The 26,297-nt window shown below is 42.3% G+C and carries 21 protein-coding genes and 2 pseudogenes; 15 read left to right on the top strand and 8 right to left on the bottom strand.

Annotated elements, in window-relative coordinates; genetic code table 11:
* The first annotated feature begins 19 nt into the window (after positions 1-19).
* The 5 genes from PENNN9_RS08300 to PENNN9_RS08280 all read left to right on the top strand — a co-directional run bounded on the left by PENNN9_RS08300 (position 20) and on the right by PENNN9_RS08280 (position 3,862).
* Positions 20-1,564, top strand: coding sequence for a hypothetical protein (locus PENNN9_RS08300; RefSeq protein ID WP_058369227.1), 1,545 nt, complete (start codon positions 20-22; stop codon positions 1,562-1,564).
* 188 nt (positions 1,565-1,752) lie between these two features.
* Positions 1,753-1,995 carry a PA3496 family putative envelope integrity protein gene (locus PENNN9_RS08295; RefSeq protein ID WP_058369226.1) on the top strand — a complete coding sequence of 81 codons (243 nt, stop codon included), beginning with the start codon at positions 1,753-1,755 and terminating at the stop codon, positions 1,993-1,995.
* Between the two features lie 293 nt (positions 1,996-2,288).
* Positions 2,289-2,846: a UPF0149 family protein gene (locus PENNN9_RS08290; protein ID WP_058369225.1), complete on the top strand. Its 558-nt coding sequence runs from the start codon at positions 2,289-2,291 to the stop codon at positions 2,844-2,846.
* Positions 2,847-2,880: 34 nt separating this feature from the next.
* Positions 2,881-3,318, top strand: coding sequence for a YbjQ family protein (locus PENNN9_RS08285; RefSeq protein WP_305954758.1), 438 nt, complete (start codon positions 2,881-2,883; stop codon positions 3,316-3,318).
* A 64-nt stretch (positions 3,319-3,382) separates the two neighbouring features.
* Positions 3,383-3,862 (top strand): YbjQ family protein, encoded by a 480-nt coding sequence (locus PENNN9_RS08280; protein WP_058369223.1) that lies wholly within the window; start codon positions 3,383-3,385, stop codon positions 3,860-3,862.
* On the opposite strand, the gene PENNN9_RS08275 is transcribed toward PENNN9_RS08280, so the two are convergent.
* On the bottom strand, positions 3,859-4,971 hold the full coding sequence (locus tag PENNN9_RS08275; protein ID WP_227511769.1) for a formate/nitrite transporter family protein: 1,113 nt from the start codon (positions 4,969-4,971) through the stop codon (positions 3,859-3,861). The two genes, PENNN9_RS08280 and PENNN9_RS08275, sit on opposite strands and share 4 nt — an antisense overlap.
* A 288-nt stretch (positions 4,972-5,259) precedes the next feature.
* Here PENNN9_RS08275 and PENNN9_RS08270 point away from each other — a divergent pair, with 288 nt between their 5' ends.
* From PENNN9_RS08270 to PENNN9_RS08260, 3 genes are all read left to right on the top strand, one after another.
* Positions 5,260-8,223 (top strand): valine--tRNA ligase, encoded by a 2,964-nt coding sequence (locus PENNN9_RS08270; RefSeq protein WP_058369222.1) that lies wholly within the window; start codon positions 5,260-5,262, stop codon positions 8,221-8,223.
* 240 nt (positions 8,224-8,463) lie between these two features.
* Complete coding sequence (locus PENNN9_RS08265) at positions 8,464-8,742, top strand: hypothetical protein (RefSeq protein WP_058369221.1); 279 nt, start codon at positions 8,464-8,466, stop codon at positions 8,740-8,742.
* Positions 8,743-8,828: 86 nt separating this feature from the next.
* A complete protein-coding gene (locus tag PENNN9_RS08260; protein ID WP_058369220.1) occupies positions 8,829-10,736 on the top strand; it encodes a serine/threonine-protein kinase in 1,908 nt (635 codons plus the stop codon).
* 315 nt (positions 10,737-11,051) lie between these two features.
* Here the strand turns inward: PENNN9_RS08260 and PENNN9_RS08255 are convergent, their stop codons facing one another.
* The 5 genes and pseudogenes from PENNN9_RS08255 to PENNN9_RS08235 all read right to left on the bottom strand — a co-directional run bounded on the left by PENNN9_RS08255 (position 11,052) and on the right by PENNN9_RS08235 (position 16,741).
* Complete coding sequence (locus PENNN9_RS08255; RefSeq protein WP_058369219.1) at positions 11,052-11,861, bottom strand: MipA/OmpV family protein; 810 nt, start codon at positions 11,859-11,861, stop codon at positions 11,052-11,054.
* 114 nt (positions 11,862-11,975) lie between these two features.
* Positions 11,976-12,887 (bottom strand): rhomboid family intramembrane serine protease, encoded by a 912-nt coding sequence (locus PENNN9_RS08250; protein WP_058369218.1) that lies wholly within the window; start codon positions 12,885-12,887, stop codon positions 11,976-11,978.
* A gap of 57 nt (positions 12,888-12,944) precedes the next feature.
* On the bottom strand, positions 12,945-14,153 hold the full coding sequence (locus PENNN9_RS08245; RefSeq protein WP_058369217.1) for an L-lactate dehydrogenase: 1,209 nt from the start codon (positions 14,151-14,153) through the stop codon (positions 12,945-12,947).
* A gap of 91 nt (positions 14,154-14,244) precedes the next feature.
* Positions 14,245-16,018, bottom strand: a pseudogene (locus PENNN9_RS08240) (L-lactate permease).
* Between the two features lie 378 nt (positions 16,019-16,396).
* Positions 16,397-16,741: a glutaredoxin family protein gene (locus PENNN9_RS08235; RefSeq protein ID WP_227511768.1), complete on the bottom strand. Its 345-nt coding sequence runs from the start codon at positions 16,739-16,741 to the stop codon at positions 16,397-16,399.
* 152 nt (positions 16,742-16,893) lie between these two features.
* Between PENNN9_RS08235 and mtgA the strand changes: the two genes are divergently transcribed.
* Together mtgA and ppk1 are read left to right on the top strand one after the other, a co-directional pair.
* Positions 16,894-17,580 carry a monofunctional biosynthetic peptidoglycan transglycosylase gene (mtgA, locus tag PENNN9_RS08230; RefSeq protein WP_058369216.1) on the top strand — a complete coding sequence of 229 codons (687 nt, stop codon included), beginning with the start codon at positions 16,894-16,896 and terminating at the stop codon, positions 17,578-17,580.
* A gap of 106 nt (positions 17,581-17,686) precedes the next feature.
* Positions 17,687-19,885 (top strand): polyphosphate kinase 1, encoded by a 2,199-nt coding sequence (ppk1, locus tag PENNN9_RS08225; protein WP_058369215.1) that lies wholly within the window; start codon positions 17,687-17,689, stop codon positions 19,883-19,885.
* A gap of 6 nt (positions 19,886-19,891) precedes the next feature.
* Here the strand turns inward: ppk1 and PENNN9_RS08220 are convergent.
* Positions 19,892-20,438 (bottom strand): annotated as a pseudogene (locus PENNN9_RS08220) (DUF2058 domain-containing protein).
* Between the two features lie 325 nt (positions 20,439-20,763).
* Here PENNN9_RS08220 and PENNN9_RS12820 point away from each other — a divergent pair.
* The 4 genes from PENNN9_RS12820 to PENNN9_RS08205 all read left to right on the top strand — a co-directional run bounded on the left by PENNN9_RS12820 (position 20,764) and on the right by PENNN9_RS08205 (position 22,140).
* Entirely contained in the window at positions 20,764-20,934 is a 171-nt protein-coding gene (locus PENNN9_RS12820) for a hypothetical protein (protein ID WP_178379339.1), read from the top strand.
* A gap of 94 nt (positions 20,935-21,028) precedes the next feature.
* Complete coding sequence (locus PENNN9_RS08215) at positions 21,029-21,280, top strand: hypothetical protein (RefSeq protein WP_058369214.1); 252 nt, start codon at positions 21,029-21,031, stop codon at positions 21,278-21,280.
* A 70-nt stretch (positions 21,281-21,350) separates the two neighbouring features.
* A complete protein-coding gene (locus tag PENNN9_RS08210; protein WP_075102797.1) occupies positions 21,351-21,833 on the top strand; it encodes a hypothetical protein in 483 nt (160 codons plus the stop codon).
* Between the two features lie 88 nt (positions 21,834-21,921).
* The gene (locus PENNN9_RS08205) at positions 21,922-22,140 is read left to right on the top strand and encodes a hypothetical protein (protein WP_058369213.1); all 219 of its coding nucleotides are present in this window, start codon (positions 21,922-21,924) and stop codon (positions 22,138-22,140) included.
* 205 nt (positions 22,141-22,345) lie between these two features.
* On the opposite strand, the gene PENNN9_RS08200 is transcribed toward PENNN9_RS08205, so the two are convergent.
* Positions 22,346-23,050, bottom strand: a complete 705-nt coding sequence (locus tag PENNN9_RS08200; protein WP_058369212.1) for a tRNA-(ms[2]io[6]A)-hydroxylase — start codon at positions 23,048-23,050, stop codon at positions 22,346-22,348.
* A gap of 688 nt (positions 23,051-23,738) precedes the next feature.
* On the opposite strand from PENNN9_RS08200, the gene PENNN9_RS08195 reads away from it, so the two are divergent.
* The gene (locus PENNN9_RS08195) at positions 23,739-25,937 is read left to right on the top strand and encodes a malate synthase G (RefSeq protein WP_058369211.1); all 2,199 of its coding nucleotides are present in this window, start codon (positions 23,739-23,741) and stop codon (positions 25,935-25,937) included.
* Positions 25,938-26,297 lie beyond the last annotated feature (360 nt).

Here is a 26,297-nt window from a genome sequence, read left to right as displayed (position 1 = left end):
CAAAAAAGTTTAACATATCATGACGTATTTAGCGCCGCGGCAAGGGTTGTTTGCCATTATCATTCTAGTCAGTTTTTGTTTGCAGACTTTACTGCTGGTCATCAGCACCGATCAGCAACTGACGACAAGTCGTGAACAAAAAGGCGAACAAATGGTCGCCCAGCTGATCGATGAGGCACGTCTGTCTTTAGAAAACGAAGACCGCGTAAGCTTAAGTGTCATTGCCAATCGCTATACTAGCGAGCAGGACGTGGCGCGCATCGTCATCAAAGATAGCAATGGTGAGATTTTAGTACCGGTCGGCAATGCACCGATGCAGCAAGGCGATACCATCAGTCAGATGGCAACCAAAGGTGATGCCGTTATTGGCAGTGTCGCCTTGACCCTAAAAGATATCAGTAAGGGCGAGATTATCGCGATGCAATGGCCGTTCGTCATTGGTTCGTTGGTTCTGCATCTTTTTTTATGGCTGCTGTATGGTTATGTGGCTCGACCAACCAAAGAGCAGATCAATGCGTTGAGCCGAGATATTCAAGACTTACACCGCGAACAGTACATACAATCTGGTCAATTGAGCTATGGACGCGCGCCTAACGAAAATTATGCCGAAAGTAGAGATGCTGGGGGCGTAGAGGCGACTTTGGATAGCGCTGTGGGCAATGATGCTCATCATACTGCCGATACAAGCGATCATGAGACAGGTAAAACCGGCAAAGTTAATACCACTGGTATCCATAGTGAGCTCAATGCGTATTTAAAGTCACAACAAGCCAATGCTGCTGATAAGCAGGCAAGCTCTCATACATCAACTGACGTAGCGCAAGACACACAGTCAAATAATACTAGTAGCCAAGCTCAGCATGCAGATGATGCTCAGATTAGCACAGGAATCGAGAGTAGTGGCGCTCACAAATTTACTAGCAGCACATCAAAGCTGTCTGCGACGCGCACTTTTGATACAGTCAGTGTGCAGATTATGTTTCACGACGAATACAATATGCTAGAGCGTCTGGCTCCTGAGATGCGCATGCCTTATCTAGCATTGTGTACGCAGTTGTTAAATCAAGCGATGACAGAGCTACTCAAGCAGCCACTATTGCTTGGTGTCAGTGCTGTAAATGAGCCACGTTTTGATGAAAGTGGCGCTTGTGCAGTACTTAGAGCTGACAACAGTCATGCAAAAGCTGCCCTAGCCGGTGTTATGTTAGGGAAGCTGTATTTAATGCTTAACAAGATCATTCATGAAAAGCATATTGAACTGTCAAGATTTGCGTTGCCTGCCAAAGTTGGTGTCAGTGACGAAGCCCAAACACAAGCGATGACGCAATTGCTCAATAGCGTTGGTAGAAAAGAACAAATGCTTATTTTATTACCTAATTCTGGACTCAAGCAAATCGGTAGCCATGTACAGGTGCAGAGCTTGAAGCGTCCAACAACGGTATACGAGCGCGAATGTGCTGTTTTTGATGGTGGTAATGATGCCATGATACAACGTTTGGCGTCTGTCCGTAATGCGGTACTGATGTCAGGGGTCGAAGAGGAAGAGCAAGGTGTTACCAATTGATTTTTAGTCGACTAATGTATAGACGTGAAAGATAAATTAAACTAACTCGCAACCAAAAGCCTCCATTTATAACTAACAATAAAACAGCGATATGCGTAAAAAGGATTGACAAGGTGCGAGCGAAACTTTATAAGGCATAAGTATATCAATGTGTTTTGAATTTATTGCCCAAGTAATAGGAGTTTGTCATGAGTGATACTGATATCGATGATGATTTTGATGGCGAATTTGCCGATGATGATGATGCAAAGATGGTTGAAGAAGCAGAGACCAGTGTTCGTACCCGTCTAAGTAGCCTTGAAAAACGTCGTTTGATTGATAACTTACTAGAAGAAAAGCGTCTGGCCAAAGCATTAAAAGACGAGCTAGATGATCTAGGTGATGATGATGACGATGACTTTGATGATGATTGGGAAGATGAGGATCTTTAGACGTCTTTATCTTTAGGCCACCGATTGTTTGTTAGTTTCAATCACAGATTATTAATCAGGTCACATAGTAAGCGTAACAGATTATCAATACTCATCTATGCTAAGCTAAACTCTCTATATTTTATCGACTGCCGTTAATAGTATTCACAAAAATCAAAACGGTATTTCATAGGTAGATACATAGGTAGTGTGTTGGTCAATCGTCAAATTGATTAACACTTATTAATTATCATAGATAACTTCCGTTTTAGTATTGGTTATCACCCAATTATCGATTCAAGGATAAGTATTTCATGAGCAACCAATTAAGCTTTGATGAGCTGTTAGACTTCTTAGACAACCAAGAAAGTCAGTTTATACTCGACAGTGTCGCCACTCATGGGTTTTTGACTGCTACTGTGATAGGACGTCCGCTACCAAACTGGATAGATGCATTGTTTGAAGGGCATGTCAGTGAAGTGCCGGACAACGTCGTCGATGGTATACGCCGCTGGCGCGACTCTATCATGGCTGAGCTAAAAAACGAGACACCTATCGAGCTGCCTTTTGGTGAAGATGCGGGTAATGAAGAAATCGCAGTCGATTTTTCAGATGAGTCAGACATCGTGGCATGGTCGATTGGGTTTGTAGATGCTATGTATGGTGATGAAGCCAGTAATTGGTTTGAAGATGAAGACACGGCTGAAGATGTCGCTGTATTGACCTTACCGATGATTGTGCTAAGCGGTATCGACGATGAAGACCCTGAGCTTGCTGAGATGCGCGCTGATGAAGATAAAATGGTACAGATGGCAAACAGCATTGAAGGCAACTTAACCGAATTGTTTTTATTGTTCCATACCAATGATTAATTCTATAAGTCACTGCTAAGGTAATACCATGGCTATGCAACTCTCCAATCTTGAGCACTTGCCCAATTATCAAATCACTGAACGCTTAGATGTTGTTTATGGTAGTACTGTGCGTTCAAAACATGTCGGTAAAGACTTGTTTGCTGGATTTAAAAATATCGTTGGCGGCGAGCTGACGGCTTATACTGAGCTGCTAGAAGAGTCACGTCAAGAGGCGATTGATCGTATGGTTGTCAAGGCAGAAGCCTTAGGCGCGGATGCGATCGTCGGTTTACGCTTTTCGACATCGAGCATCGCACAAGGGGCCTCAGAGCTTTTTGTTTATGGTACTGCTGTCAAAGCGACACGTCTGCAACGGCCTATGTCCTCTCAATCTCCGCATTATCCTTCTAACGATTATCAATCCAGCGAACCATCAAGCTCAGCGCAGACCTCAACTGATGAGTTACCACGTTTTAATCCTTTTGGTTAACGATAGTGAACTAACTGCAAAACTCTTGCAACTTCACCTTCGCTTTTAAGATAAGAGACGTGCCATGAATGATTCTATGACTCAAATACTCATCAACTATGGGCCATTTGTTTTATTGTTTGTGATTGGTTGGTTTTTTGGTATGCGTCATGAACGTCAGCATCTAGCACAGCTGACAATTGCAGAAAAAGAGCTGGCTCATATCATTGTATCTAGTGAGCGTTTTTATCGACCCAATCTGACAGCTGATAGTGAAGGTGAGTTGGTGCTCGGTAGTGTCGTCATCGCACAAGATTATTTCAAAATGGTCATCGCTCGGGTTTTAAGTTTGTTTGGTAAAAACCTCACCACTTATGAGACATTACTAGACCGCTCTCGCCGTGAAGCTCTGGTACGTATGCGTACGCAAGCACAAGTTAAGGGCTACAATCACATCTATGGTCTGCGCCTGGAAGTCAGTAATATCAATCAGCTGGGTAGTATGGTCGAAGCCATTGCCTATGGCACCGCAGTCGTCAGCACCGATGATGCCAGAACACGCTAACGCCGACGTATACCCATCCGGGCTAGTCTACTGTTTCTATCATTTCTTGCTTTTTGCTTGACTCTTTCGATTTCAAATAAGAAAGTACGATTTTTTAGTACTGCCACAAACACGACACCCCCAACGGTGTTTCCTGCCAGTACTACCCCTAAAAACAGTAAGTAACCTAAGATACTTACCTTAGTGCCGTACATGAGCGCGGCGAATACTTCGATGTTGCCAACGATACTATGATGTAGTCCCAAAAAGCCGATACTACCAGTAATGAGCGTGACCAGGACAATGCGACTAATCGTATCGCGCGCTGAGGTGACAAGCCATGCTGCAACACCCATCATCCAGCCTGCTAATACAGCGCTACCGAAGATAACCCACCATTTAAAGCCTAATACATGCTCTGCATAAGCATCGATATCACTGACACTAAACAGATGCATATTCAAACCGAGTCCTATCATCAAGGCGGCAAAGATACAGCCGCCGGCGATATTGCCAGTGATAACAATACCCCAAAGACGCAGCAGCTTGTGTAATGGCTCTATTTTATTTAATACAGGTAAGCTTAATAGTGAAGTCTGCTCAGTGAACAATAACGACTGACCAATAACGACGATAATAAAACCTATCGGATATAACAATGAGGACAGTACCATTGCATATTGATTGGGTATCACTCCGCTAAGCAAGGCAAAAGCTGCTAAAATTATAAAAAAGCTAATGCCGATCTCAAGCCCAGCAGTAAAGGCACTGGTAAATAAAGAACCTAAAGAGCGATCAAACGTTTCTTTGGCATGAATGACTTGCTCGACTAAGATACTGGCGTAACTTTTTGCTTGACTTAAGTTGTCATCGCTAGCGACTTTTTTGATGGTTTCTTTATCTTCATCGCTGATCTCTTCTGGAAAGTCTTCATCCTTAAGATTTTCAGTGGCTTTGATTGTGCTACCCTTTTGCTCGTCCTCTTGATGTTGACTGTCCGCCATATCATCGTTGTGTTGCTCGTCTTCGCCATGGACACTATGCGCGTCATGAGCATTGTTATCAGCTACATGCGCATCGTTTGATGAATCAATCTGAGGGTCATTTTTACGTTCGGTATCTTGGGGCACAGTAAGCTCGCTGGTTATAGAATAATGATTTTGCTGCATAGGCTTATAGAACGTAACGCCTAACATAGGAAAGTACGCTATATTCTATAAAATGACTGTGGCCTATTATATGTAGCATTCGGCTGATTGCTGTTGTTAATTGTTTAATACACTCATTCAAACCTGATAAATTGACTCACCATCTAACAAAATCTGGCTATCTGCGTTAAAATCACCCTATTACTTATATTGCCTATTTTTCGTTATATTTTTTGGCCACATTCATTTTTACTAAAAGACAATTCTATTATGAGCAATCCTGAGAACCATACTGACATCAATACTAAGTCTAACCTAACTCAATCTATTCAAGCCGCCTTAAGCCAATTAGAAAACGCCTACAATCCCAAGGATGTCGAAGCCGGCATGTATCAAGGCTGGGAGGAGAGCGGTTATTTTGCCCCAACGTTTGATAAGGACGAGTCGTTCTCTATCGCCTTGCCACCACCGAACGTGACAGGCTCGCTGCATATGGGACATGGCTTTAACAACGCCATTATGGATGCGCTCACGCGCTATCACCGTATGGATGGTGACAATACACTATGGCAACCAGGTACCGATCACGCCGGTATCGCCACCCAAATGGTCGTTGAGCGTCGCCTAGAAGCACAAGGCATCAAACGTCGCGACATGACGCGCGAAGACTTTATCGATAAAGTCTGGGAGTGGAAAGAAGAGTCGGGCGACAACATTACCCGTCAGATTCGCAGGCTTGGCAGCTCGGTTGACTGGTCACGTGAGCGCTTTACCATGGATGACGGTCTATCAAACGCGGTAAAAGAAGTGTTTGTACGTCTGTTCGATGATGGTCTTATTTATCGTGGCAAGCGGTTGGTCAACTGGGATCCGAAGTTCCAAACGGCGCTGTCGGACTTAGAAGTAGAAAACGTCGACGAAAAAGGCAGCTTGTGGCATTTTCGCTATTATTTCACTGATACAGACCTGAAGACTCAAGATGGTAAAGACTACCTTGTCGTTGCCACCACTCGTCCTGAAACCTTACTGGGTGATACCGCTGTTGCCGTTAACCCAAGTGATGAGCGTTATTCTCATCTAGTTGGTAAAACCATCACTTTGCCAATTACTGGTCGCGTTGTGCCCATCGTTACTGATGATTATGTCGAGAGCGACTTTGGTACAGGCGTAGTCAAAATCACGCCAGCGCATGATTTTAATGACTATGAGCTGGGGCGACGTCATAGCTTGCCGCTGATTAATATCCTTGATGAGCGTGCCAACATTTTGCCAGCGATGGAAGTCTATCCTGATTTGCAGACGCGCGAGCCAACGTTAGAGACTACGCCGAGCGAGTACGCAGGGCTTGAGCGTTTTGCTGCGCGCAAACAGCTGATCGAGCAAGCGAGTAGCGAGGGCTGGCTAGAAGAAGTAGAAGACTACGCACTCAAAGCCCCGCGTGCTGAGCGTGGCGGTACAATCGTTGAGCCGTGGTTGACCGATCAGTGGTACGTCGCGGTTAAAGAGCTGGCTGGCCCTGCGATTGATGCGGTAGAAGATGGCAGCATTGAGTTTGTCCCTGCACAGTATAAAAACATGTATATGGCGTGGATGACTGATCTACAAGACTGGTGTATCAGTCGTCAGCTGTGGTGGGGTCATCGTATCCCTGCATGGTATGACGATGCGACTGGTGAAATCTATGTGGCCCGTGACGAAGCCGAAGTGCGCACTAAGTACAACCTAAGCGATGATGTGAAACTGCGCCAAGACGACGACGTACTTGATACATGGTTCAGCTCAGGATTATGGACGTTTAGTACGCTTGACTGGGCAGACCCTACTGCTGATCCGCGTGTGTTGGAGACTTTCCACCCAACTAGCGTGCTCGTGACAGGTTTTGACATTATTTTCTTCTGGGTCGCGCGCATGATTATGATGACCCTGCACTTCGTCAAAAATGAAGACGGCACGCCGCAAGTACCGTTTAAGACTGTCTATGTCCATGGCCTAGTACGCGATGGCAATGGTCAAAAGATGTCCAAATCCAAAGGCAACGTCTTAGATCCGATTGATTTGATTGACGGTATCGATCTAGAAGCGCTGGTCGAAAAACGCACCAGCAATATGATGAACCCCAAAGACGCGGCGAAGATTGAGAAGCAAACGCGTAAAGAATTCCCAGAGGGTATCCCAGCCTACGGTACCGATGCGCTGCGCTTTACCTTCACATCTCTTGCCAGTACTGGACGCGATATCAACTTTGATCTAAAGCGTGTCGAGGGCTATCGTAACTTCTGTAATAAGATCTGGAACGCCAGCCGCTTTGTATTGATGAATTGTGTGGATAAAGAAGGTAATGCCCAAGCGATTGACCAAGTGGCCAATCCTGACGTTTGGGAATTACCAGAAAAATGGATCATGAGTCGTCTAAACTCGACCATTAGCAATATCCATCAGCATTTTGCCCAGTATCGCCTCGATATGGTCAGTCATGATATTTATGAGTTTATCTGGAATGAGTACTGTGATTGGTATGTTGAGCTTGCCAAAGCTAGCCTCAATGATGACTCGGTATCTGACGAGCGTAAAGCACAAATCCGCTACGTATTGCTGCATGTGCTTGAGACCGCACTACGCTTTAGCCATCCAATCATGCCGTATCTGACTGAGCAAATTTGGCAGACGGTTGCGCCGCTATTGGGTCGCAAAAACACCGACAGCATCGTCATCGCTAACTACCCACAAACCGATAACGAGCTAATCAGTAAGCAAGTTGAGTCTGATATGGCATGGCTACAGGAGCTCATCGCCAACGTCCGTAATATCCGTGGTGAGATGAAACTGGGTAACGCGGTACGTCTGCCAGTGCTGCTACAAAACGTCTCTAGTGACGAAGAAGCGCGTCTATCACGTATCAAAAACCAGTTTAAAGCGCTTGCCAAAGTTGAGAGCTTAGAGATAGTCAAAGAAGGTGATGAGGTGCCATTGTCGTCATCAAGTATGGTCGGGCAACTGCGCGTGCTTGTGCCAATGAAAGGACTGATTGATCCAACGGCTGAGCTGGCACGTTTGGGTAAGTCATATGATAAGTTAAGAGGTCAATCCGAAGGTATCGCCCGTAAGCTAGGCAATGAAGGCTTTGTCAGTAAAGCGCCTGCTGAAGTAGTCGATGCTGAGAAGGCGAAACTGGCTGAGCTAGAAGGGCAGTTGACGGCGATGACGGCGCAGATGGAGCAGTTAAAGGCGTTGTAACTGAAGCAAAAGCTTAAAAAGCATGGCCTCAGCATCGGAGTCCTTTAACAGTGGGCAAATATGCGATGCATGGGGCGTTGTTTTTTAAATGCTCAGCTCGGCGCTCGTCCCTCGCGCAAAAAGCAAGCATAATAGATAAGCCACCATTTTATGGTGGTTTTTTATTTTTCTAAAAATAAGTCTACAATTATCTGTATAGTTGTACTATTAGTCAGATCTAATTCAAAAAGGAGCTTTACTATGGATGAGTCATACTACAACAAATTTATAAGACTGCATGAGACAAGCGATAGTGTGGAAGCTAACGAATATCTTGAGTGCGAGTGGGTGCTATTGAATGTGGTCAAAACACAAGTTGCTGAGGAAAGTTGGAACACATATTATGTTCTTGGTTGGAATAAAAAAGTAGAAGATATTAAGCGAGGCAGGTCTTGGAAGGAAAGGATGGATACAGATATTGAGAACTATAAAGAAGATAGAAATAAAGCTGTTCCAGATGATTTAGATACTTTGTTCTAATCAGTAGAAGTATTGAAAAAATAGGTAACATAAACGATGAATTCTAAATGTACTAATGGATATCTAATTATATAAGAGCCTCAATAATGAATTTTGAAGATGTAGAAACTGGCAATGTAATGAAGATAAATGATATCGACTGGATTTTAGAAGAGAAAATAGGAGAAGGGGGTAACGGCGTAGTTTGGTCAGCTTCAAAAGAAGACTCAAAATCTGAAAAAATAGCTATTAAGTTTGTTAAATGTGCAAGTTCTACTAAAAAAACAAGATTTGGTAGAGAGGTCACTATACAATCAAGTTTTGATCATAAGTCAATTGTTCGTATTTATGACTATAGTACATCTGGAACTACTCGCTGGTTCACAATGCCTATTTGTAGCTCTGCTTCTAGCCTGCTAAGCGATAGAAGTGCGACGGAAATATGTGATGAATATCGAAATATTGTTTCTGCTGTAAAGTATATCCATAATGAAGGTATGGCTCATAGAGATATTAAGCCTGACAACATATTAAACCTAGATGGAAACCTCGTTTTAGCTGATTTTGGTTTAGTAACCTCTTTATGCTCTGAAGATAGGCGTATTACTAAAGTTGGAAGTAAACTTGGTAATTTTGCAACCATTGCTCCTGAATTAAGATATGTTGAAGATATTGATGCTGATTTTAGGCCAGCAGATGTCTATTCCTTAGGTGTGACGCTATGGATGCTACTAAATAGGGATGAAAGTGGGTTTGATGGGCAGTATGCTATTGCAGCTAAAAGTATGTTGGAGATAACTCTAGAAGGTGAAAAGTTAGAGCTGAGGAGTTTGCACGACTTACTTGAGAAAGCTACAGAATATGACCCTAAGCTAAGACCTAGTATTGAAGAGTTTGAAGAAAAACTAATAAAGTGGATTGAAGCGACTAAAGACTTTGCGGTTCTTATATCTTCAAAATGGATAAATCTTCAAAAGGAAATAAACCCATACAATGCTCATTACTTAGAGTTCAGCGATATAGATGCTATTGTTTCTATCTTAAATAAAATTGTTCGGAACGATGAAACGGCTAATCATTGCTTCTTACCTAGAGTAGGTGGATTAGATTTAACTAGAGCTGAGGTTAAAGAGAACGGAGAAGTTAGGTTGTTAATGAGTGGTAGTTCTTATTATGATTGCCTACCAAAAGCATTACATTACGTCAATTATCAGTACAAACCATCAGAAAGCTATTTTTTTCTTGAAACGAAACCAATTACAAAGCCTATCAACTCAGGATTATATGAGAAAGACAAAGGAATAGTGAGCTATGCAGAGTTTGCAAATGGTGACTTAACCTCTGTTGAGTTGCATAAAGATGATATTTGGAAAGGTAGATATATTCCTAATGATACTAAAAGTGTTACTAGGGTATACGAAGGCAGTTTTCTTTTTGTCTCTAGACATTCTTTATATAATTCATATAGTCCAGCATACGATGCTAGACATTCAAAAATGGGTTTTGAGAAGTTCAAGAGTTACTACCCTAGACCTTACTGTAGTCTGCAAATTACACCTAGACCGCCACAGTTTATAGAAAATGATAATAGTTGGGAGAATGATCCAGAATCTTACATATATATGGATTCATTAGATGCACCGAGGGTATTATCGTTATTAGAAAAATGGCCTACTGAGAAAAAGAGTAATGATAACGAAGATAGTTTGTGGGAATCTATCATAGAGCAAGCATCCTTGGATTTTGATTTCTTAAAAGAGTTGAATTATGAAGAACTATTAGAGCTAGTTTGTATCATGTATCTAGGTAGAGATACATATGGTAAGAGAACTACATTAGAAATATGGAATATATATTTGAATCATATTAGAAATGTATCATATAAAGAATTAGTGAGAATTATTAAAGATAAAGTGCCTTCTGCCACCAAAGAGTATATTAGTCAGGGTTTGAAGTCTTTAGGAGCTGAGCAAGCTGACTATCATCAAAAACAAAAACCGCCCACAAAACTGTGAGCGGTTCTTTTACGCCAAAACAAAACCGAATTAGACACTACGTCCATACTATTTACCAAACACGATAACCTGTCTGCTATAAGCTATACTCGATCCACCATAAAAGAAATACAGCGCTATAGGGATAAATTTTTTGCAGCCTCTGTCTGCGTAGGCACAGCAAGCAAGAAAATTTCTATCAACCTCGCATCCAGATAAAGTACATGACACTTTTATTTTGTACGAACTATACAGGCTAGTGTCTCATATCAAAGAATTAACACAATAAAAGAGCCAAGCAAAATGCTCGGCTTTTCCTATCACATTTCTAGAACTCTAAAACTTATAAAGCAAACCAAGCGTCGTACGAGACTCAGTGCGCGAGTCAACCATTGGGCTGTCGTATTGCTCATCCGATAGATAGCTTAAGCTCTGATTGGCAAAGCCTGCCCAGCGCTCATTAAAGTCATAGTTAGCACTGATGTTGATGTAGGGGTTAAAGCTTGAGTCAGGTGAGTATGAGTCAATTCCAGTACGTGCTGATTCTTCATCGCTGACACCATAATAATATTCATTATAGTCTTCGTTATTCCACTCAATACCGATACTCGGATAGACCGTCAGTTTATCTTTGCTGTATTTAGCAAGGTAAGTTAGGCGACCAAATGTTCCATCACTACGATCTAAGACGTCAGTGGCGATTTGCCCACGCAAGCCACCGATAGGAGTACGGCGTAAATAAGTGAGACCCGCAGCGGCTGAGGATTTACGTTTATCGAGACCTTGAAGCGCACCATTGGCGTCATCAGGATCAAACTCCATACCTGCCAGCTGCGCATAAGCTGATAGCTGGTTGGTCCCATCGTTGATGATATACGCACCAGCTTGAGCACCGCGCGCATAAATCTTATTGTTATCATAAAAAACGCCTGGCAATACACGTACTTCGGTATTGTCATCCAAGTCATAAGCTGAGTTTACCGCCATGACATTGACCCCAATGCTTAGTTCAGCGTCTTGATCGGCAGGTAGATTCTTAAAAGGAGCCGCACTGGTCAAGCTAGCCACACTAAATAATGCAGTAGCTGTTAAAGTACTAAGCAAGGTGTGCTTAGTGTTATTAGAAAGTGCTGCAATTTTGAACATAATTGAATCTCGTCAGTAAGTGAAAATGATCGGACAAAAAAAAGCGAGTAAGGCGAACTATATTGATATGCTGCTTTTGTGAGCTATATAGCAATAATAAATAAGTATGACGGTTTACTCAATGGTTTTTAGTACTTGTAATATTTGCTGATGAATATCCTGCCACCACCAGACAAAACCAATGCTAATAAGTAGCATTATAAGCCATGGGAGTAGCTGCCATATCATTGCAGGTTTAGTAGGAGTCTCTAGCGAGATAGAGTAGCTGCCAGATGGTTCATGATTGATAGTAGTATTTATAGGATCATCGGTAGCAGGATAGACAGTATTTGCATCCTGGGTATCGCCATACTCAGGCACGTCATCAGTATGAGAGTATGTCATCGGTGCCATTGATGAAGTCATACGTTGACGATAAGCAAGCGCAAATCCAAAGGCGATAAGCAGTCCAGTAATAGCCCCACCAATGTGACCGGCGTTATCAATCCCTGGTACGGCAAAACCATACACAAGATTGATGCCCATAATAAATATCAGGCTTCTTAAATTGAGTACCATGCCGTTGACAGATATTTTAAATAGCGCGGCTATCAAGAGTGCAGCGCCGATACCCATGATACCGCCAGAGGCACCAGCTGATAGCCCTGGTTGTCCTGTGCCATCTAAGATACCTTGCCATGTCACGTAATTATTTAGCAAATTACCACCGATGGCCGAGAGCAAAAATAGTGCCAAAAACTTGGCCGAGCCAAACATCGGCTCTGCAACTTGACCAAAAAAGTACATGGCAAATCCATTAAACAGCAAATGCATCAGGCCAATGTGCAAAAACGCACTACTTACCAGTCGCCACGGATCATCAACCATGGTTAATGGTAATGCATTAGCGCCCCAGTTTAGCAGAGCTTGTGTTGAGGGGTTATTGGCATCAACGCCCGTTAACACTTGCATGATAAACAGTCCAATGAAGCTGACTAATAATAAGGTGCTAACAGGCGCGGTCTTTAACAATTGCTGTATGGTCATAAAACGAAGTATCAATCAAAAATAATGAATAAAATAGTGAGTACATGAAGATAAAAGCTACCAGCGTATCGGTGAGATATAAGGCTGAGATGACTTGAGCTGCTCGTAAGTCCCTTTGACTAAAATATCATCCGTCACCTGATTAATATCAGTATGACCACAGAATGCCATACTGATATCACATTCTTTATGGATAATCTCAAGCGCACGGCGCACCCCATCTTCACCATAAGCACCTAGCCCGTATAAGAAAGCTCGCCCAATCATAGTGCCTTTTGCACCTAAAGAGATGGCTTTTAAGACATCTTGACCGGAGCGAATACCACTATCGAGCCACACCTCGATATCACTATTTTCGGCATGAACCGCCTGCACGATATCGCTCAAAGCAGAGATTGAGGAGGGCGCACCATCTAACTGACGGCCACCATGGTTTGAGACCACCAATGCATCCGCACCACTACGGGCAGCCAAGATAGCATCTTCAGGCTCCATAATACCTTTTATAATTAGCTTGCCGCCCCATGCATCTTTGATACGTGCGACATCATCCCAGCTCAAACGTGGATCAAACTGTTCGGCTGTCCATGCTGATAATGATGAGATATCTTCAACGTTTTTGGCATGACCGACGATATTGCCAAACGTACGACGTTTGGTACCCAGCATATTTAAACACCATTCGGGCTTGGTCATCAGGTTCAGAATATTGGCGAGGGTCGGTTTTGGCGGCGCGGATAGACCATTTTTGATATCCTTATGACGTTGACCAAGTACTTGCAGATCAGCTGTCAAAATGAGCGCGGAACAATTTGCCGCTTTGGCACGGCGGATAAGATTGGCCATAAATTCCTGATCGCGCATGACATAGAGCTGAAACCAAAACGGTGCGCTGGTATTTTCAGCAACATCCTCAATAGAGCAGATACTCATGGTTGATAGTGAAAAAGGCACGCCAAATTTCTCTGCTGCCCGCGCCGCATGAATCTCGCCGTCCGCCCACATCATGCCAGTAAAACCAGTTGGTGCAATCGCAACTGGCATTTTGACTTGTTCGCCAATCATCTGCGTCGCAAGGCTACGATTGTCCATATTTACCAATACCCGCTGGCGTAACTTAATACGATCAAAGTCCGTCTCATTATTACGGTAAGTGGTTTCAGTCCATGAGCCTGAATCGACATAATCGTAAAACATACGCGGTATTTTGCGCTCGGCAACACGGCGTAGATCTTCGATTTCGGTAACTTTACTCAAGTCTTTCATAGGTTTATCTCTTATTGCTGTTATGTTTTAACTAGAAGGCAACCTTAACCTAACGCTACTAGATCTAGTTTAATAGCGTCAGCTTGCCTGATTATCGTCCATTCAGTTTTCTACGGAAAAATTTGCCACCAAAAGACATCAGTCCAAAGAATGTTATAGGCCAGAGAACGGCTAAAGCCCACCACCATATTTGACCGAAGATGATAGCCATACCGATCAAACCTGCTTGCACGACATAATAAATCATCGCTAGCAGTGTTTTGCGAATCACATAGCCTTCTTTATCCACCAAGCCGACTACTGCGCAAGCAGCTACCACATTATGCACCGAAATCATGTTACCAGCCGCACCACCCACAGCTTGCAAGGCTATTACTTGTGCTGCAAGGTCGCTATTGAGTCCGATCTGATTGGCTGTTGACCATTGAAAATATGAAAACATCATATTGCTAATAGTATTTGAACCGGCGATGAAAGCACCCATTGCCCCAATCCATGGAGACACTAGCGGCCACGCATTTTGAAAAGCATCGGCAGCACTTTCAGCCAGTAATATTGGCATAGGAGGTAGCGCAGTAGCGACTTCAGCGGCTGAGCCTGAATTAATGAATACTTGTACCATAGGCACCGAGAATAGCAAAGCTGGTGCGGCAGCAACCATGGTCTTTGCCGAGTTACTCCAACTGCGCTTTACCGCTTGGCTATTCATTTTGAACAGTAAAATACATAATAAAGAAGTAATAATTAGAATGCTACCAGGAGAATAGGCGAGCTGTATCTTACTAGAGATTGTTGTACCAAAAAGATTAGTAAGGCTAATGGTTGTTAAATCCCCTACCAGAAAAGCTTTGAGTGGTGCAATCACTCGAGTTATGACCAATAAGGCAATCACAATGAAATAGGGCGAAAATGCACGAATTAAAGAGAACTTTGGGGTTGCTGAATCATCATATTTTACCTCGTCTAAAGTACCCAGCCAGTCTTTGTCCCATTTTGCGCGAGGGGCAAAATCAAAAGTATCTTTAGGCATCAAAAAAACCACGCTTAGCAGCGGGAAGTACAATTAACAACCCAATGAAACCGCCAACGAGTGAAGGGAACTCAGGCCCTAGAAATTTAGCAACCAAAAAATAAGGAATAGTAAAGCAAAGACCTGCAAAAATGGCAAATGGCCATACTTTAAGCCCTTCTATGAAGGAGCGTTTTTCACCAAAGAACCGTGTCAAAAAAGCACTTAAAATTAAAGGTATCAAAAACCCAATAAGCGCATGTACAAGGGCTACGTTAGCTGTAATCTGTAATAAATAATTTTCGGCAGTAGTAGGAGCAATGGACTGTGCTAAATCTTGTTTATCAGTAATACCAGACCAAACGCCAAGTAGTAGAGGCGTACCAACTGCACCGAATGATACGGGTGTAGATTGAATGATAAGAATAACCATGACCGATGCCATCGCTGGAAAGCCTAAAGCCAACAACAGCGGAGCACCCACTGCAGATGGTGTTCCGAATCCTGATGAACCTTCTACTAAAGAGCAGAACAACCATGCCACAATGATCGCTTGGACGCGCCTATCAGGTGAAATATCCATAAAGCCCTTACGTATGGCGACAAGAGCGCCGCTTTCTTTCAGCGTATTCAGCAGTAAAATAGCTGCGAATACAATGAATAAAATAGTAAGTGCCACAATAATCCCATTAACAGTAGCAGCCGCTACCTGAGCACCACTAGCGTGCCAAATGAAAAAGGCTAGCAGAGCTGTCACCAAATAGGCAATGCTCATAGATATTTTAGCTGGAAGTCGCATGATGACTAATAGAACTAAAACCACAATAATTGGCGCTAAGGCCAGAAAAGTATACATTATCAACGATCCTTATTGATAAAATCAGCTTTATAGCAGATTTAAGACTGGTATTAGAGTCAGATTTACGAGCTTAACAGGAAATATTTTTTATCCAGTTAATTTAGTACATTGACCATTTAGCCAAAATAACAAAGGTTTAAAAATTTTACTAGTAGAAAATGAGTAGTACAGGAAATAACAGGAGTAGTACAGGAAATAACAGGAAGGCTGATTTCTAAGACGTTGATAATAAAAAAATTTAAAATTTAAATTAAAAAAACGGTTTAATAAAGACGTTGATAATAAAAAAATTTAAAATTTAAATTAAAAAACGGTTTAATAAAGATTAAACAGTGATTTGATAAAAAAGAGTAGTTTAATAAAGATAAGGTAAGATTAAAGCAGTTGCTGCAAATCCATTACCGAAAACGGATAGTTTAAGCACTGAGTTGGTGTGAGAACGACAGGAATGACGGTTGCAAATTGCATCATTAAGTCTTCATCAAAATCTGCAATATCGACATATTGATAAGTGATAGGTACTACCGCTTGTAAGCGTTTGATAAGCTGTTCTGCCACTTCACATAAATGACAGTTAGAGGTGCCAAGCAGCCACCATTGTTGCGAAGCTTGTATAGTAGGACGACCCAAAGTTGGTATAGTCGCAGTAATACGCGCGCGTAGCTTTGGTACGGCTGTATCGGCTATCATTTTTTTATCATTGTGATTGTCTATAGTCATATTTTTACTCTTAAAACTGAATGGCTGCCAATTTTTATATCATAAAGAAGTGGCAGCGATAATGACAGCGATTGTGAGATTAGGTAAGATAGCTTGCTATTAATTATTAACTGACAACTTTTAATATTTCTCATTATTTGGATACTTTGCGCATGGCAAGTTTTGGCAAGTTTATTAAACGATTATTACTGGCGCTAATGTTGTTGGTGGTAGCATTCCATATACTGGTGGCAGGTTTGCTATTGATTTGGAAAACCCAGCCAGTCAATAACAGTATGTTTATGCTAACTCATCGACTCATGGGCGGCACAGTCACTCAAACTTGGGTAGAGTATGACGACATTGCCAAATCTGCCAAACAAGCAGCGATTGTCAGCGAAGACTCAACATTTAGTCAGCACAATGGTTTTGATCTCAAAGGTATAGAGGCGGCACGTAAAAAGAATGAAGAGACAGGCAAGATGTCCGCTGGTGGCTCAACGATTAGTCAGCAACTGGCAAAGAACTTGTTTTTGACCTCGCATCGCTCGTATATTCGTAAAGGCGAGGAGGCAATCGTCACTGTTATGATGGAAAGCTTATGGGACAAGCAGCGTATTTTGACTGCGTATCTAAATGTGGCAGAGTTTGGTAACGGTATTTATGGTATCGAGGCCGCAGCGCAGCACTATTTTGATAAATCCGCTGCCAATCTGAATCGTGATGAGTCAGCATTACTGATTAGTATGTTGACCAATCCCAAGTACTATGAAGACAATCAAGGCGATAGACGTTTGCGTAACAAGCAGCGGATTATCAAAAAACGTATGAAAAATGCTGTCTTGCCGCAAGCAGCATAGTTTGATAAAAGCAAAGTCTGATTATCAATGATGAAGCTTGCTGACAATGATAAAGCTCACCGGAATAAAGGTTTAGCCACGATACATAACTATAAAGGACTGCGATATGAGCACTGCCAACCATGCATCAAACGTTACTACAGAACGCGACAATATCGATAAGCCTGATCAAACACAAGATCACAGTCTCACTCAGATAGCTTGGCAACGCTCAGAAGACGGCAGCTACTCACCCAGTAGTTATATCAATCGCGACTTGTCTTTATTGCAATTTCATCTACGGGTATTAGCACAAGCGGCAAGCCCGCGACATCCATTACTTGAGCGCTTGTTTTTCTTGATTATTTTTTCATCAAACATCGATGAGTTTTTTGAGATTCGTGTCGCAGGTATCATGCAAAAGCTTAATATCGGAGATGTCTCAACAAGCGCTCATGGCATGCGTCCTAGCGAGGTATTGAATGAGATATCAGCCATTGCGCACGAAGCCATAGATGAGCAATACCGTATTCTTAATGAAGACATCCTACCAGCCCTCGCCAAAGAAGATATCCGTTATCTAAAACGCGATGAATTGAATGCTGATCAGTCAGCATGGATGAAGCGTTATTTTACGGAGCAAGTATCGCCAGTACTAACGCCCATTAGTATTGACCCTGCCCACCCGTTCCCGCGCTTGGTTAATAAGAGCCTAAACTTTATCGCAACGTTAGAAGGCAAAGATGCTTTTGGTCGCGATATCAATCTGGCTATTGTGCCTGCACCCCGTAGTTTGCCGCGCGTCATTCGCCTGCCTGATGAATTGACGGGCGGTAAAGAGCACCATGTCATGCTCTCTGCTATTATTCATGAACATATTGGTGAGCTATTCCCTGGGATGAATGTGACAGGCTGTCATCAGTTTCGACTGACGCGCAATGCAGATTTGGACTTGGCAGATGATGTCGAAGATATCGCTAAAGCGCTTGAAGGTGAGCTTGAAAATCGCCGTTTTGGCGATAAAGTGCGGCTTGAAGTCACCACCGATTGCCCAACGCCCATCAGTGATTATTTGCTCAATGAGTTTGAGTTACATGACAATCAATTGTACCGTGTCAATGGACCAGTAAACCTAACGCGTCTGCTCTTTGATTTTAATATTCCAGCGCTGCGTTATCAGCCGTTTACCCATGTCGTGCCAAAAGCTTTTCGTAGGGAGGTTGACAAACTTGAAAAGGCGACGAGTATGTTTGCTGCCATGCGTAAAAGTGATGTCCTAGTGCATCATCCTTTTCATGCGTTCTCACCGGTGGTGAACTTATTGTGGCAAGCTGCCAGCGATCCAAAAGTCTTAGCGATTAAACAGACTTTGTATCGTTCAGGTACCAATTCAGAAATCGTACAAGCGCTCGCTGCTGCTGCCCGTAATGGTAAGGAAGTTACCGCTATCATTGAGTTACGCGCACGTTTTGATGAAGCATCCAACATTGCGGTTGCCAATTATTTACAAGAAGCAGGGGCGGTCGTGGTCTATGGTATCGTCGGCTACAAAACCCATGCCAAGCTGATGCTCATCATACGCCGTGAAGAGGACAAAATCCGTCGTTATGTGCATCTAGGGACGGGTAACTACCATGCAGCTAACGCCAAGGTCTATACGGACTACGGTTTGTTTACCGCTGACGCTGATATCTCAGAAGATGTGCACAAGATATTTCAGGAGCTAACGGGGATGGGCAAACCTGCCAATCTCAAAAAACTGTTACATGCCCCTTTTACTTTACATGAAAAGTTGATGAGCTTTATTGATGATGAAATCACTCATGCTAAAGCAGACAAGCGTGCGCATATCATTGTTAAAGCCAATGCTCTGACTGAACGTCGTCTGATAGGTAAGTTATACGATGCCTCGCAAGCAGGGGTTAAGATTGAGCTGATCTTACGGTCTATGTGCTGCTTACGTCCACAAGTACAAGGACTGTCTGAAAATATCACAGTGCGCTCAGTCATCGGTCGCTTTTTAGAGCATACTCGTATCTACTACTTTTACAATGCTGGTGATGAACGGATATATTGTGGCAGTGCTGACTGGATGGATCGCAACTTATTCCACCGGGTCGAAGTTGCGTTCCCAATTGAAGACAAAAAGATATTTGCTCAAATTTATCAAGATGGTTTACAAAGCTATCTACAAGACAATGTACAAGCATGGACGCTCGATGGTAATGGGTGTTGGGAGCAGGTGCAGCCAGCAGCGGGCGAGCCACTACATATTGCCCAAGAGCATTTATTAAAAACCATCAATCACGTTGGTGAAAAAACCTAACAATCCCTACCACATCAGATCATCTGGGATCACATAGGCTGCATAAGGATCCTCATCATCTATCTCAGTGTCTGACTTGTCGTTGGACACGACGATAAACCCTTCTAACTTGGCATCTATACGATCTGCTAACGGGCGGGGAAGTAGCGCATATCCCTCTTCTAGTCGCGCAATAACCACATGACCAGCCACTACCTGATCATACAGTTTTGGAGTGATATGGATCTTTTTTATTTTAGACTGATCAACGAATTGATAGCTAACATCACTTTCTGTACCCGTGAGTGTCTCTTTAATCTGATGCTGTTTGATCATTTGAATGATATTAGCTTTTAGCGTTTTTTTGTTCTAAGATTTGCTGTTTTTCTTGATTGAGCTTCTGATCCTTTTCTACCTTTTTTGCCTGTGCTTCTGCCAGAGCCTTTTTGGCCTCAACATTTGATGAGTCACCAGTACGTTTGGCATGTTGAGACTGTTTGTTTAACTTTTTAGCTTTTTTGCTATCAACCAAGCCAGCTTTTAAAAGTTGAGCTTGTAGGGCATTTTTGGCCATAATTTGATTACCTAGACAATAAACGATGAGTCACTTTTTTAAAGATACGTGGTTTTTAAAAATATATGGTAGCAAATTTTGTTAGCGCGTGTCGTGAGTTCTGCCAAATTGCATAAGACATACAAAAAATATAAGTAGCCGACTGTTATCAATCGTCCGCTGTCTAAGGTTACAAACTGTCTTTTAACATCACATTTATTCACATATTGATACGGCAGTACACTAGTGCTATCAATTACTTGGCACATATAATTGTTGTAGATTTAAATAATAAAGACAATTTTATAAACCGATGACAGATAATAAAGAAAGGTGGGAACTTACTATGAGTGATACAAATAACGACGTTTCAGATGTCAAAAAAGCTGCAGAACAAGTAGATAGCCAACAGATTGATAAAAACCTAAACAATACCAATCAGACTAATACTGCCGAAGATCTAAGCGAGAAAGAGCAGACGCCTTTCATTGAAGAAAATCTGCGTACAGACAAATAACTTATATTTAGAGTTATAACCGTATTAAGGTATAACCTCAGTATCTTAAAGAAACTTTCAGACCATATTAGACTATAAACGCGAGGAACATGCTATGCCAGACAATACTCGTCCAAATAATGAAGAAGCCGTGCCAATGGATGATCCTGCGTCCGCGCGCCCAGAGAACCCTAAAGACAGTTATGAAGGTCGTAAGTATGAGCCAAATATAGATGGGCCAGAGCAGACATCTCAAGAAACAGATGAAGTGTTTGTTGATCCCCGTAAGGAAGAGGATCTGCCTCCAGGAGGCAAAAATGTCGCTGATCTAAATGCTCATGACTTAAGTCAAAAGAACAACCCATAGGACTCTATAAGCTTTTAATCATTCCTCGACCAATTCAATAACTTTATAATAAAAAGATAAGGAAATATTCATGCAAACTAAAGATCCTGCCCTGACCAAGACGCCTATTATAGACGATAGTGTAGATAGCGGTGTAGACAAAAAGGACTTACGCAGTAACGATTTAGAACGCAATAATCTAGAGCGTAACAACTTAGAACGTGATGATGTGAGCAATCCGCCATTGTCGGAAAAGTCAGCCACGACCGATAAAGAAGATTTTCATGACAGTCGTGATGAAATTGAGGCCAATACCTCAGTTAATAAAGGGACTGATACCTTCAATGATGAAGTGGTTGACTCAGAGCATGTAAATGATGGTGATAATCCAGCACGTCAGCCTGATCGCCGCGATCAAGAAGGCGGTACAGCGTTTGATGATGACATCAACGAAGAAACCGTTGGTAGTTCAGCGCCCAAAAGCGAAGAGATTACTGATACAAATCGCTATGCTAGTGTTGCCAATGCCCAGTCACGTACTTTAAATCCAGACGAAAAGAATTCAATTCGTTAGTAAGTGATACCGTGTATTTTCTTTATAAGTCCTGTATAAAATGGTCTGTATTTAATTTAACTGGTCACTATAATAATAAGGAAAGCTGATGAGTACGCCACAAGACAACAGTGTTAATAAAAACAACAATGTTGATAAAGACTATGAATTAAAAGACGCAGATGATAATAACGGTATTGTGCCTGATGATGCTTTGCAAAAAGCGAACCCAGCCGCTGCCGAACGCAAAAGCGATGATCATGATCCGCATAATATCGCAAAAGATGTCAAGCAATACGATAGCCCACTTATGGAAGATGACAAGTAGCGAGTACCTTTGTAAATCGTAAAGGTTAGAAAATAAAGTAAAGTCGAACGATTTGCCTCATGCAGCTTACGTGATGTTATAAAAGTCATGTCACCATAAAAGACAAAGGTGCTATAACTGAAAGGTACTACCACTGGCTACGTAAAAAACCTTAGTCAGTAGTAGTATCTTCTATTATTATGAGACTATATATTATAAATCGTCCTTACATTGGTGTACCGCTGTGAAAGCGCAGCTCACTATCTGGACTGGATATTAGCTCTGCTTCTACTTCTTTAAATAGTGCCACACGATCATCGATATTGTCATCACATAATGACTGAGCGAGTGCCAGATAATCCTTAAAATGGCGACTTTCTGACTTGAGTAAGTAACGATAATATTTGGCTAAGCGCTCATCATCAATGACCTCTGCAAGAGCTGCAAAACGCTCACAAGAGCGTGCTTCTATAAAGGCACCAATAATGAGAACATCTACCATAGCAGCTGGCTCATAAGTACGTTTATGCTTTAACATACCTTTTGCATAACGACCAGCACTAAGATACGTCCAATCTTGACCGCGCTCATTCATGATGCCAAGTACTTGTTCATAGTGGAGCATCTCCTCGCGTATCAGCTGGGCCAGTTTACGCTGTAAATCATAAGAGAACTCGTAACGAAACAGTAGATTCATCGCAGTCCCTGCCGCTTTCTTTTCACAATTGGCATGGTCTTGGATGATTAGTGGTAAGTTAGCAATAGCAGCGTCTACCCAAGTTTGTGTGGTTCGACTACCCAAGAATTCGTAGATAGGAGACATGTCTACCTTAATAGGTGTCCGTAATTGGGTAATATCAATACTGTCGTCGTTTTGACGGTTGTTGTCTTGAAAAGTATTATCGTTTATATTATTTATTACATCACTCATGAGGTTCTCTACTACTGGCTATTAACGTAACGATTTTATTTCGAACTGGCTGGAGTTAGCACCCATCTAGTTAGCACTGATATTGTCAGCACTAATAATGAGCAAAATGAATAAAAAACAGACAGTTCAATCTGTGGGCGACACAGTATAACAGTAGGCTGTCATTACATGAATCATTAACCATTCATGCAAACAGTGAGAGACTGCTAAAGCCACTGCTGATAATATTCCACTCTGTAACCATTGCTTACAGTTTATACTTACCCTTAAGTCATTTCGTTGAGTAGTATTTGTTATAGCTTCAAAAGCTTATGGATTCTACGTTATCATTTTTATACAGCTTAAACATTTATTTGATGAATGTCTCGCTGTTGTTTATTTCGTTATTTGATAGTAGGATAATATTTCGTTTTAGAGGTATTTTATTCTAATATCAATTGTCAGTATGGCAATCATCAACGATGTTGTAATACATACTGTCAGTACCACAACTGTATAGGTAGCGCTGTCTTAACTGTTATCAGATGTTGAGCGTCTAATCTATATAGTTTACATCAAGCTCTACAATACTTGCTTGGCACTCTATTCAAATTTGGATTGAACACTGGGTGCTAAACATCTCCCAAGCGTAACCGCTATTATAATAAACCACCATTGAATTCTATCATCAACAGATAAGGACACCACTATGAACCAGACTTCTCACTCTAATCGTATCCAAAAAGGCATTCTCGCAATCGATCAGCAAATGTATAACTTCATTGAAAATGAAGTACTGCCTAAAGTTGGCGTTGATTCGGATAGTTATTGGTCAGGTTTTGAAAAGGTTGTCAAAGAGTTTACTCCGCGTAATAAAGAGCTACTGGCTATCCGTGACAAAATGCAAAGTCAGATTGATCAATGGCATTTGGACCATCCTACTAAAGATGGTGAGATTGACTATCCTACTTATAAAGCTTTCTTAAAAGATATCGGTTATCTATTACCAGAAGGCGAAGACTTTAAAGTAAGCACCCAAAACGTCGATGACGAGATTGCTAACATCGCAGGACCACAGTTGGTCGTACCTGTGCGTAACGCTCGTTATGCCCTAAATGCTACCAACGCACGTTGGGGCAGTCTCTATGATGCGTTATACGGCACTGATGTGATTAGTGACGACAATGGCCAAGAAGCAACAGGGGGTTACAATCCTACTCGCGGTGCTGCGGTCGTCGCTTATGCCAAAAACTTCTTAGATGATAATTTTGCATTGGCATCAGGCTCTTACAGCGATGCTACAGGTTTTAAAGTAGTCGATGGCAACCTCGAAGTTGCGCTGAGCGAGGGCAGTACGCAGTTACAAGATCCAGCAAAGTTCGTCGGTTATGTCGGCGAGGCTGACAGTCCGTCAGGTGTTTTGTTAAAGAATAACAATCTACACGTTGAGATTCAGATTGATGGCAGTCATCCAGTAGGCAAAGACGATCCTGCAAATATTAAAGACGTACTGCTAGAGTCTGCCATTACCGCTATTCAAGACTGCGAAGACTCCATTGCTGCTGTCGATGCAGAAGAAAAGGTTGAAGTGTATCGCAATTGGTTTGGTCTTATGAACGGCAACTTGCAAGAGACCTTTGAAAAAGGCGGCAAGACTCGTACGCGTAAACAAAACCCAGATCGTGAATACAACACGCCAGATGGCGGTAAGCTGATCCTACCTGGTCGCTCACTGCTACTCATTCGTAATGTCGGTCACTTGATGCAAAATCCTGCCATTTTAGTCGACTTAGGTGATGGGCCTGAAGAGATATTTGAAGGGTTAATGGATGGTTTAATCACGCCGTTATTGTCTTTAAATGATATAAAAGGAAGAAATGAGCTGTCGAACTCTCGCACAGGCTCAATGTATATCGTCAAACCAAAAATGCATGGTCCTGAAGAAGTCAAAATGGCCAATGACTTATTTAACGCCTCAGAAGACTTGTTGGGCTTAGAGCGCAATACGATCAAAATCGGCATTATGGATGAAGAGCGCCGCATGACGGTCAACCTAAAAGAAGCCATCCGTCAAGCAAAAGAGCGCGTCATCTTTATTAACACAGGCTTTTTAGATCGTACTGGCGATGAGATGCATACCAGCATGAATGCTGGAGCATTTGTACCCAAAGGTGAGATGAAGTCGCAGGCATGGCAACCAGCCTATGAGCAGTGGAACGTTGATATCGGACTAGAGACTGGTTTGCAAGGTCATGCTCAGATTGGTAAAGGTATGTGGGCGAAGCCTGACGAGATGAAAGAGATGATGGATACCAAGGCGGCGCATCCAAAAGCGGGTGCCAATACTGCATGGGTGCCATCTCCAACTGGCGCAACCTTGCATAGCATGCACTATCATCAAGTAAACGTCGCTGATGTCCAAGACAGTCTAAAATCGCGCCAGCGTGCAAGCTTAGATGATATCTTGACCATTCCATTGGCCAAAGACACCAACTGGACAGAAGAAGAGAAGCAACAAGAGCTTGAGAACAACGCTCAGGGTATCTTAGGATATGTCGTGCGCTGGGTAAACCAAGGGGTTGGGTGCTCTAAAGTGCCAGATATCAACGATGTCGGCTTGATGGAAGATCGCGCTACTTTACGTATCTCAAGTCAACACATCACCAACTGGTTACACCATAACGTCGTTAGTGAAGAGCAGGTCATGGATGCGATGAAACGCATGGCAAAAGTCGTGGATGAGCAAAACGCAGATGACCCAGATTATCAGCCAATGGCGTCTGACTTTGAGCATTCGTATGCGTTTAAAGCCGCCTGTGATCTTGTATTCAAGGGACGCGAGCAGCCAAGTGGCTATACTGAACCACTATTACATCAAGCCCGTTTGGACTTAAAAGCCAACGTATAAGCTGATTAAGTAGCCAAATGAGCCATTATTAACCCTATAACGGAACATTCTTTATCAAAATACTCACTATTTTTATAAAAATTGAAAATATTTTTTAGGATGTTTTGAGGGGTTTCTAGATCTTATTAGGCTATCATAAGTTTTGAGGGGTTTCTAGATCTTATTAGGCTATCAATAAGTAGCTTTGCTAATCATGGTTATAAGCATGACCACTAGTCTTTTCAAAGGCTGGTGGTTTTTTTATGGGTATTCATTTCTAATTGCTAAATAGTTCTCGAATTTTGTCTTATAAATATTTGAGCAACATTCTGTGATTAAGCAGTAAAAAAGATGTTGCAAATTATGTCAGAGTTGTTATGC

It is taken from the genome of Psychrobacter sp. ENNN9_III (genome assembly GCF_001462175.1).
Classification (GTDB): Bacteria; Pseudomonadota; Gammaproteobacteria; order Pseudomonadales; family Moraxellaceae; genus Psychrobacter.
Note: the sequence above shows the minus strand (reverse complement) of the source record. Positions and strands in the feature narration are given on the sequence as shown.

Bases quoted from the DNA above. Each gene is read 5' to 3' on its own strand.
- PENNN9_RS08300 (WP_058369227.1), top strand. From the start codon at position 20: ATGACGTATTTAGCGCCGCGGCAAGGGTTGTTTGCCATTATCATTCTA.
- PENNN9_RS08255 (WP_058369219.1), bottom strand. From the start codon at position 11,861: ATGTTCAAAATTGCAGCACTTTCTAATAACACTAAGCACACCTTGCTT.
- ppk1 (WP_058369215.1), top strand. From the start codon at position 17,687: ATGAGCACTGCCAACCATGCATCAAACGTTACTACAGAACGCGACAAT.
- PENNN9_RS08285 (WP_305954758.1), top strand. From the start codon at position 2,881: ATGCAACTCTCCAATCTTGAGCACTTGCCCAATTATCAAATCACTGAA.
- PENNN9_RS08235 (WP_227511768.1), bottom strand. From the start codon at position 16,741: ATGACTATAGACAATCACAATGATAAAAAAATGATAGCCGATACAGCC.
- PENNN9_RS08280 (WP_058369223.1), top strand. From the start codon at position 3,383: ATGAATGATTCTATGACTCAAATACTCATCAACTATGGGCCATTTGTT.
- PENNN9_RS08265 (WP_058369221.1), top strand. From the start codon at position 8,464: ATGGATGAGTCATACTACAACAAATTTATAAGACTGCATGAGACAAGC.
- PENNN9_RS08290 (WP_058369225.1), top strand. From the start codon at position 2,289: ATGAGCAACCAATTAAGCTTTGATGAGCTGTTAGACTTCTTAGACAAC.
- PENNN9_RS08215 (WP_058369214.1), top strand. From the start codon at position 21,029: ATGCCAGACAATACTCGTCCAAATAATGAAGAAGCCGTGCCAATGGAT.
- PENNN9_RS08270 (WP_058369222.1), top strand. From the start codon at position 5,260: ATGAGCAATCCTGAGAACCATACTGACATCAATACTAAGTCTAACCTA.
- PENNN9_RS08200 (WP_058369212.1), bottom strand. From the start codon at position 23,050: ATGAGTGATGTAATAAATAATATAAACGATAATACTTTTCAAGACAAC.
- PENNN9_RS08250 (WP_058369218.1), bottom strand. From the start codon at position 12,887: ATGACCATACAGCAATTGTTAAAGACCGCGCCTGTTAGCACCTTATTA.
- PENNN9_RS08210 (WP_075102797.1), top strand. From the start codon at position 21,351: ATGCAAACTAAAGATCCTGCCCTGACCAAGACGCCTATTATAGACGAT.
- mtgA (WP_058369216.1), top strand. From the start codon at position 16,894: ATGGCAAGTTTTGGCAAGTTTATTAAACGATTATTACTGGCGCTAATG.
- PENNN9_RS08205 (WP_058369213.1), top strand. From the start codon at position 21,922: ATGAGTACGCCACAAGACAACAGTGTTAATAAAAACAACAATGTTGAT.
- PENNN9_RS12820 (WP_178379339.1), top strand. From the start codon at position 20,764: ATGAGTGATACAAATAACGACGTTTCAGATGTCAAAAAAGCTGCAGAA.
- PENNN9_RS08260 (WP_058369220.1), top strand. From the start codon at position 8,829: ATGAATTTTGAAGATGTAGAAACTGGCAATGTAATGAAGATAAATGAT.
- PENNN9_RS08195 (WP_058369211.1), top strand. From the start codon at position 23,739: ATGAACCAGACTTCTCACTCTAATCGTATCCAAAAAGGCATTCTCGCA.
- PENNN9_RS08245 (WP_058369217.1), bottom strand. From the start codon at position 14,153: ATGAAAGACTTGAGTAAAGTTACCGAAATCGAAGATCTACGCCGTGTT.
- PENNN9_RS08295 (WP_058369226.1), top strand. From the start codon at position 1,753: ATGAGTGATACTGATATCGATGATGATTTTGATGGCGAATTTGCCGAT.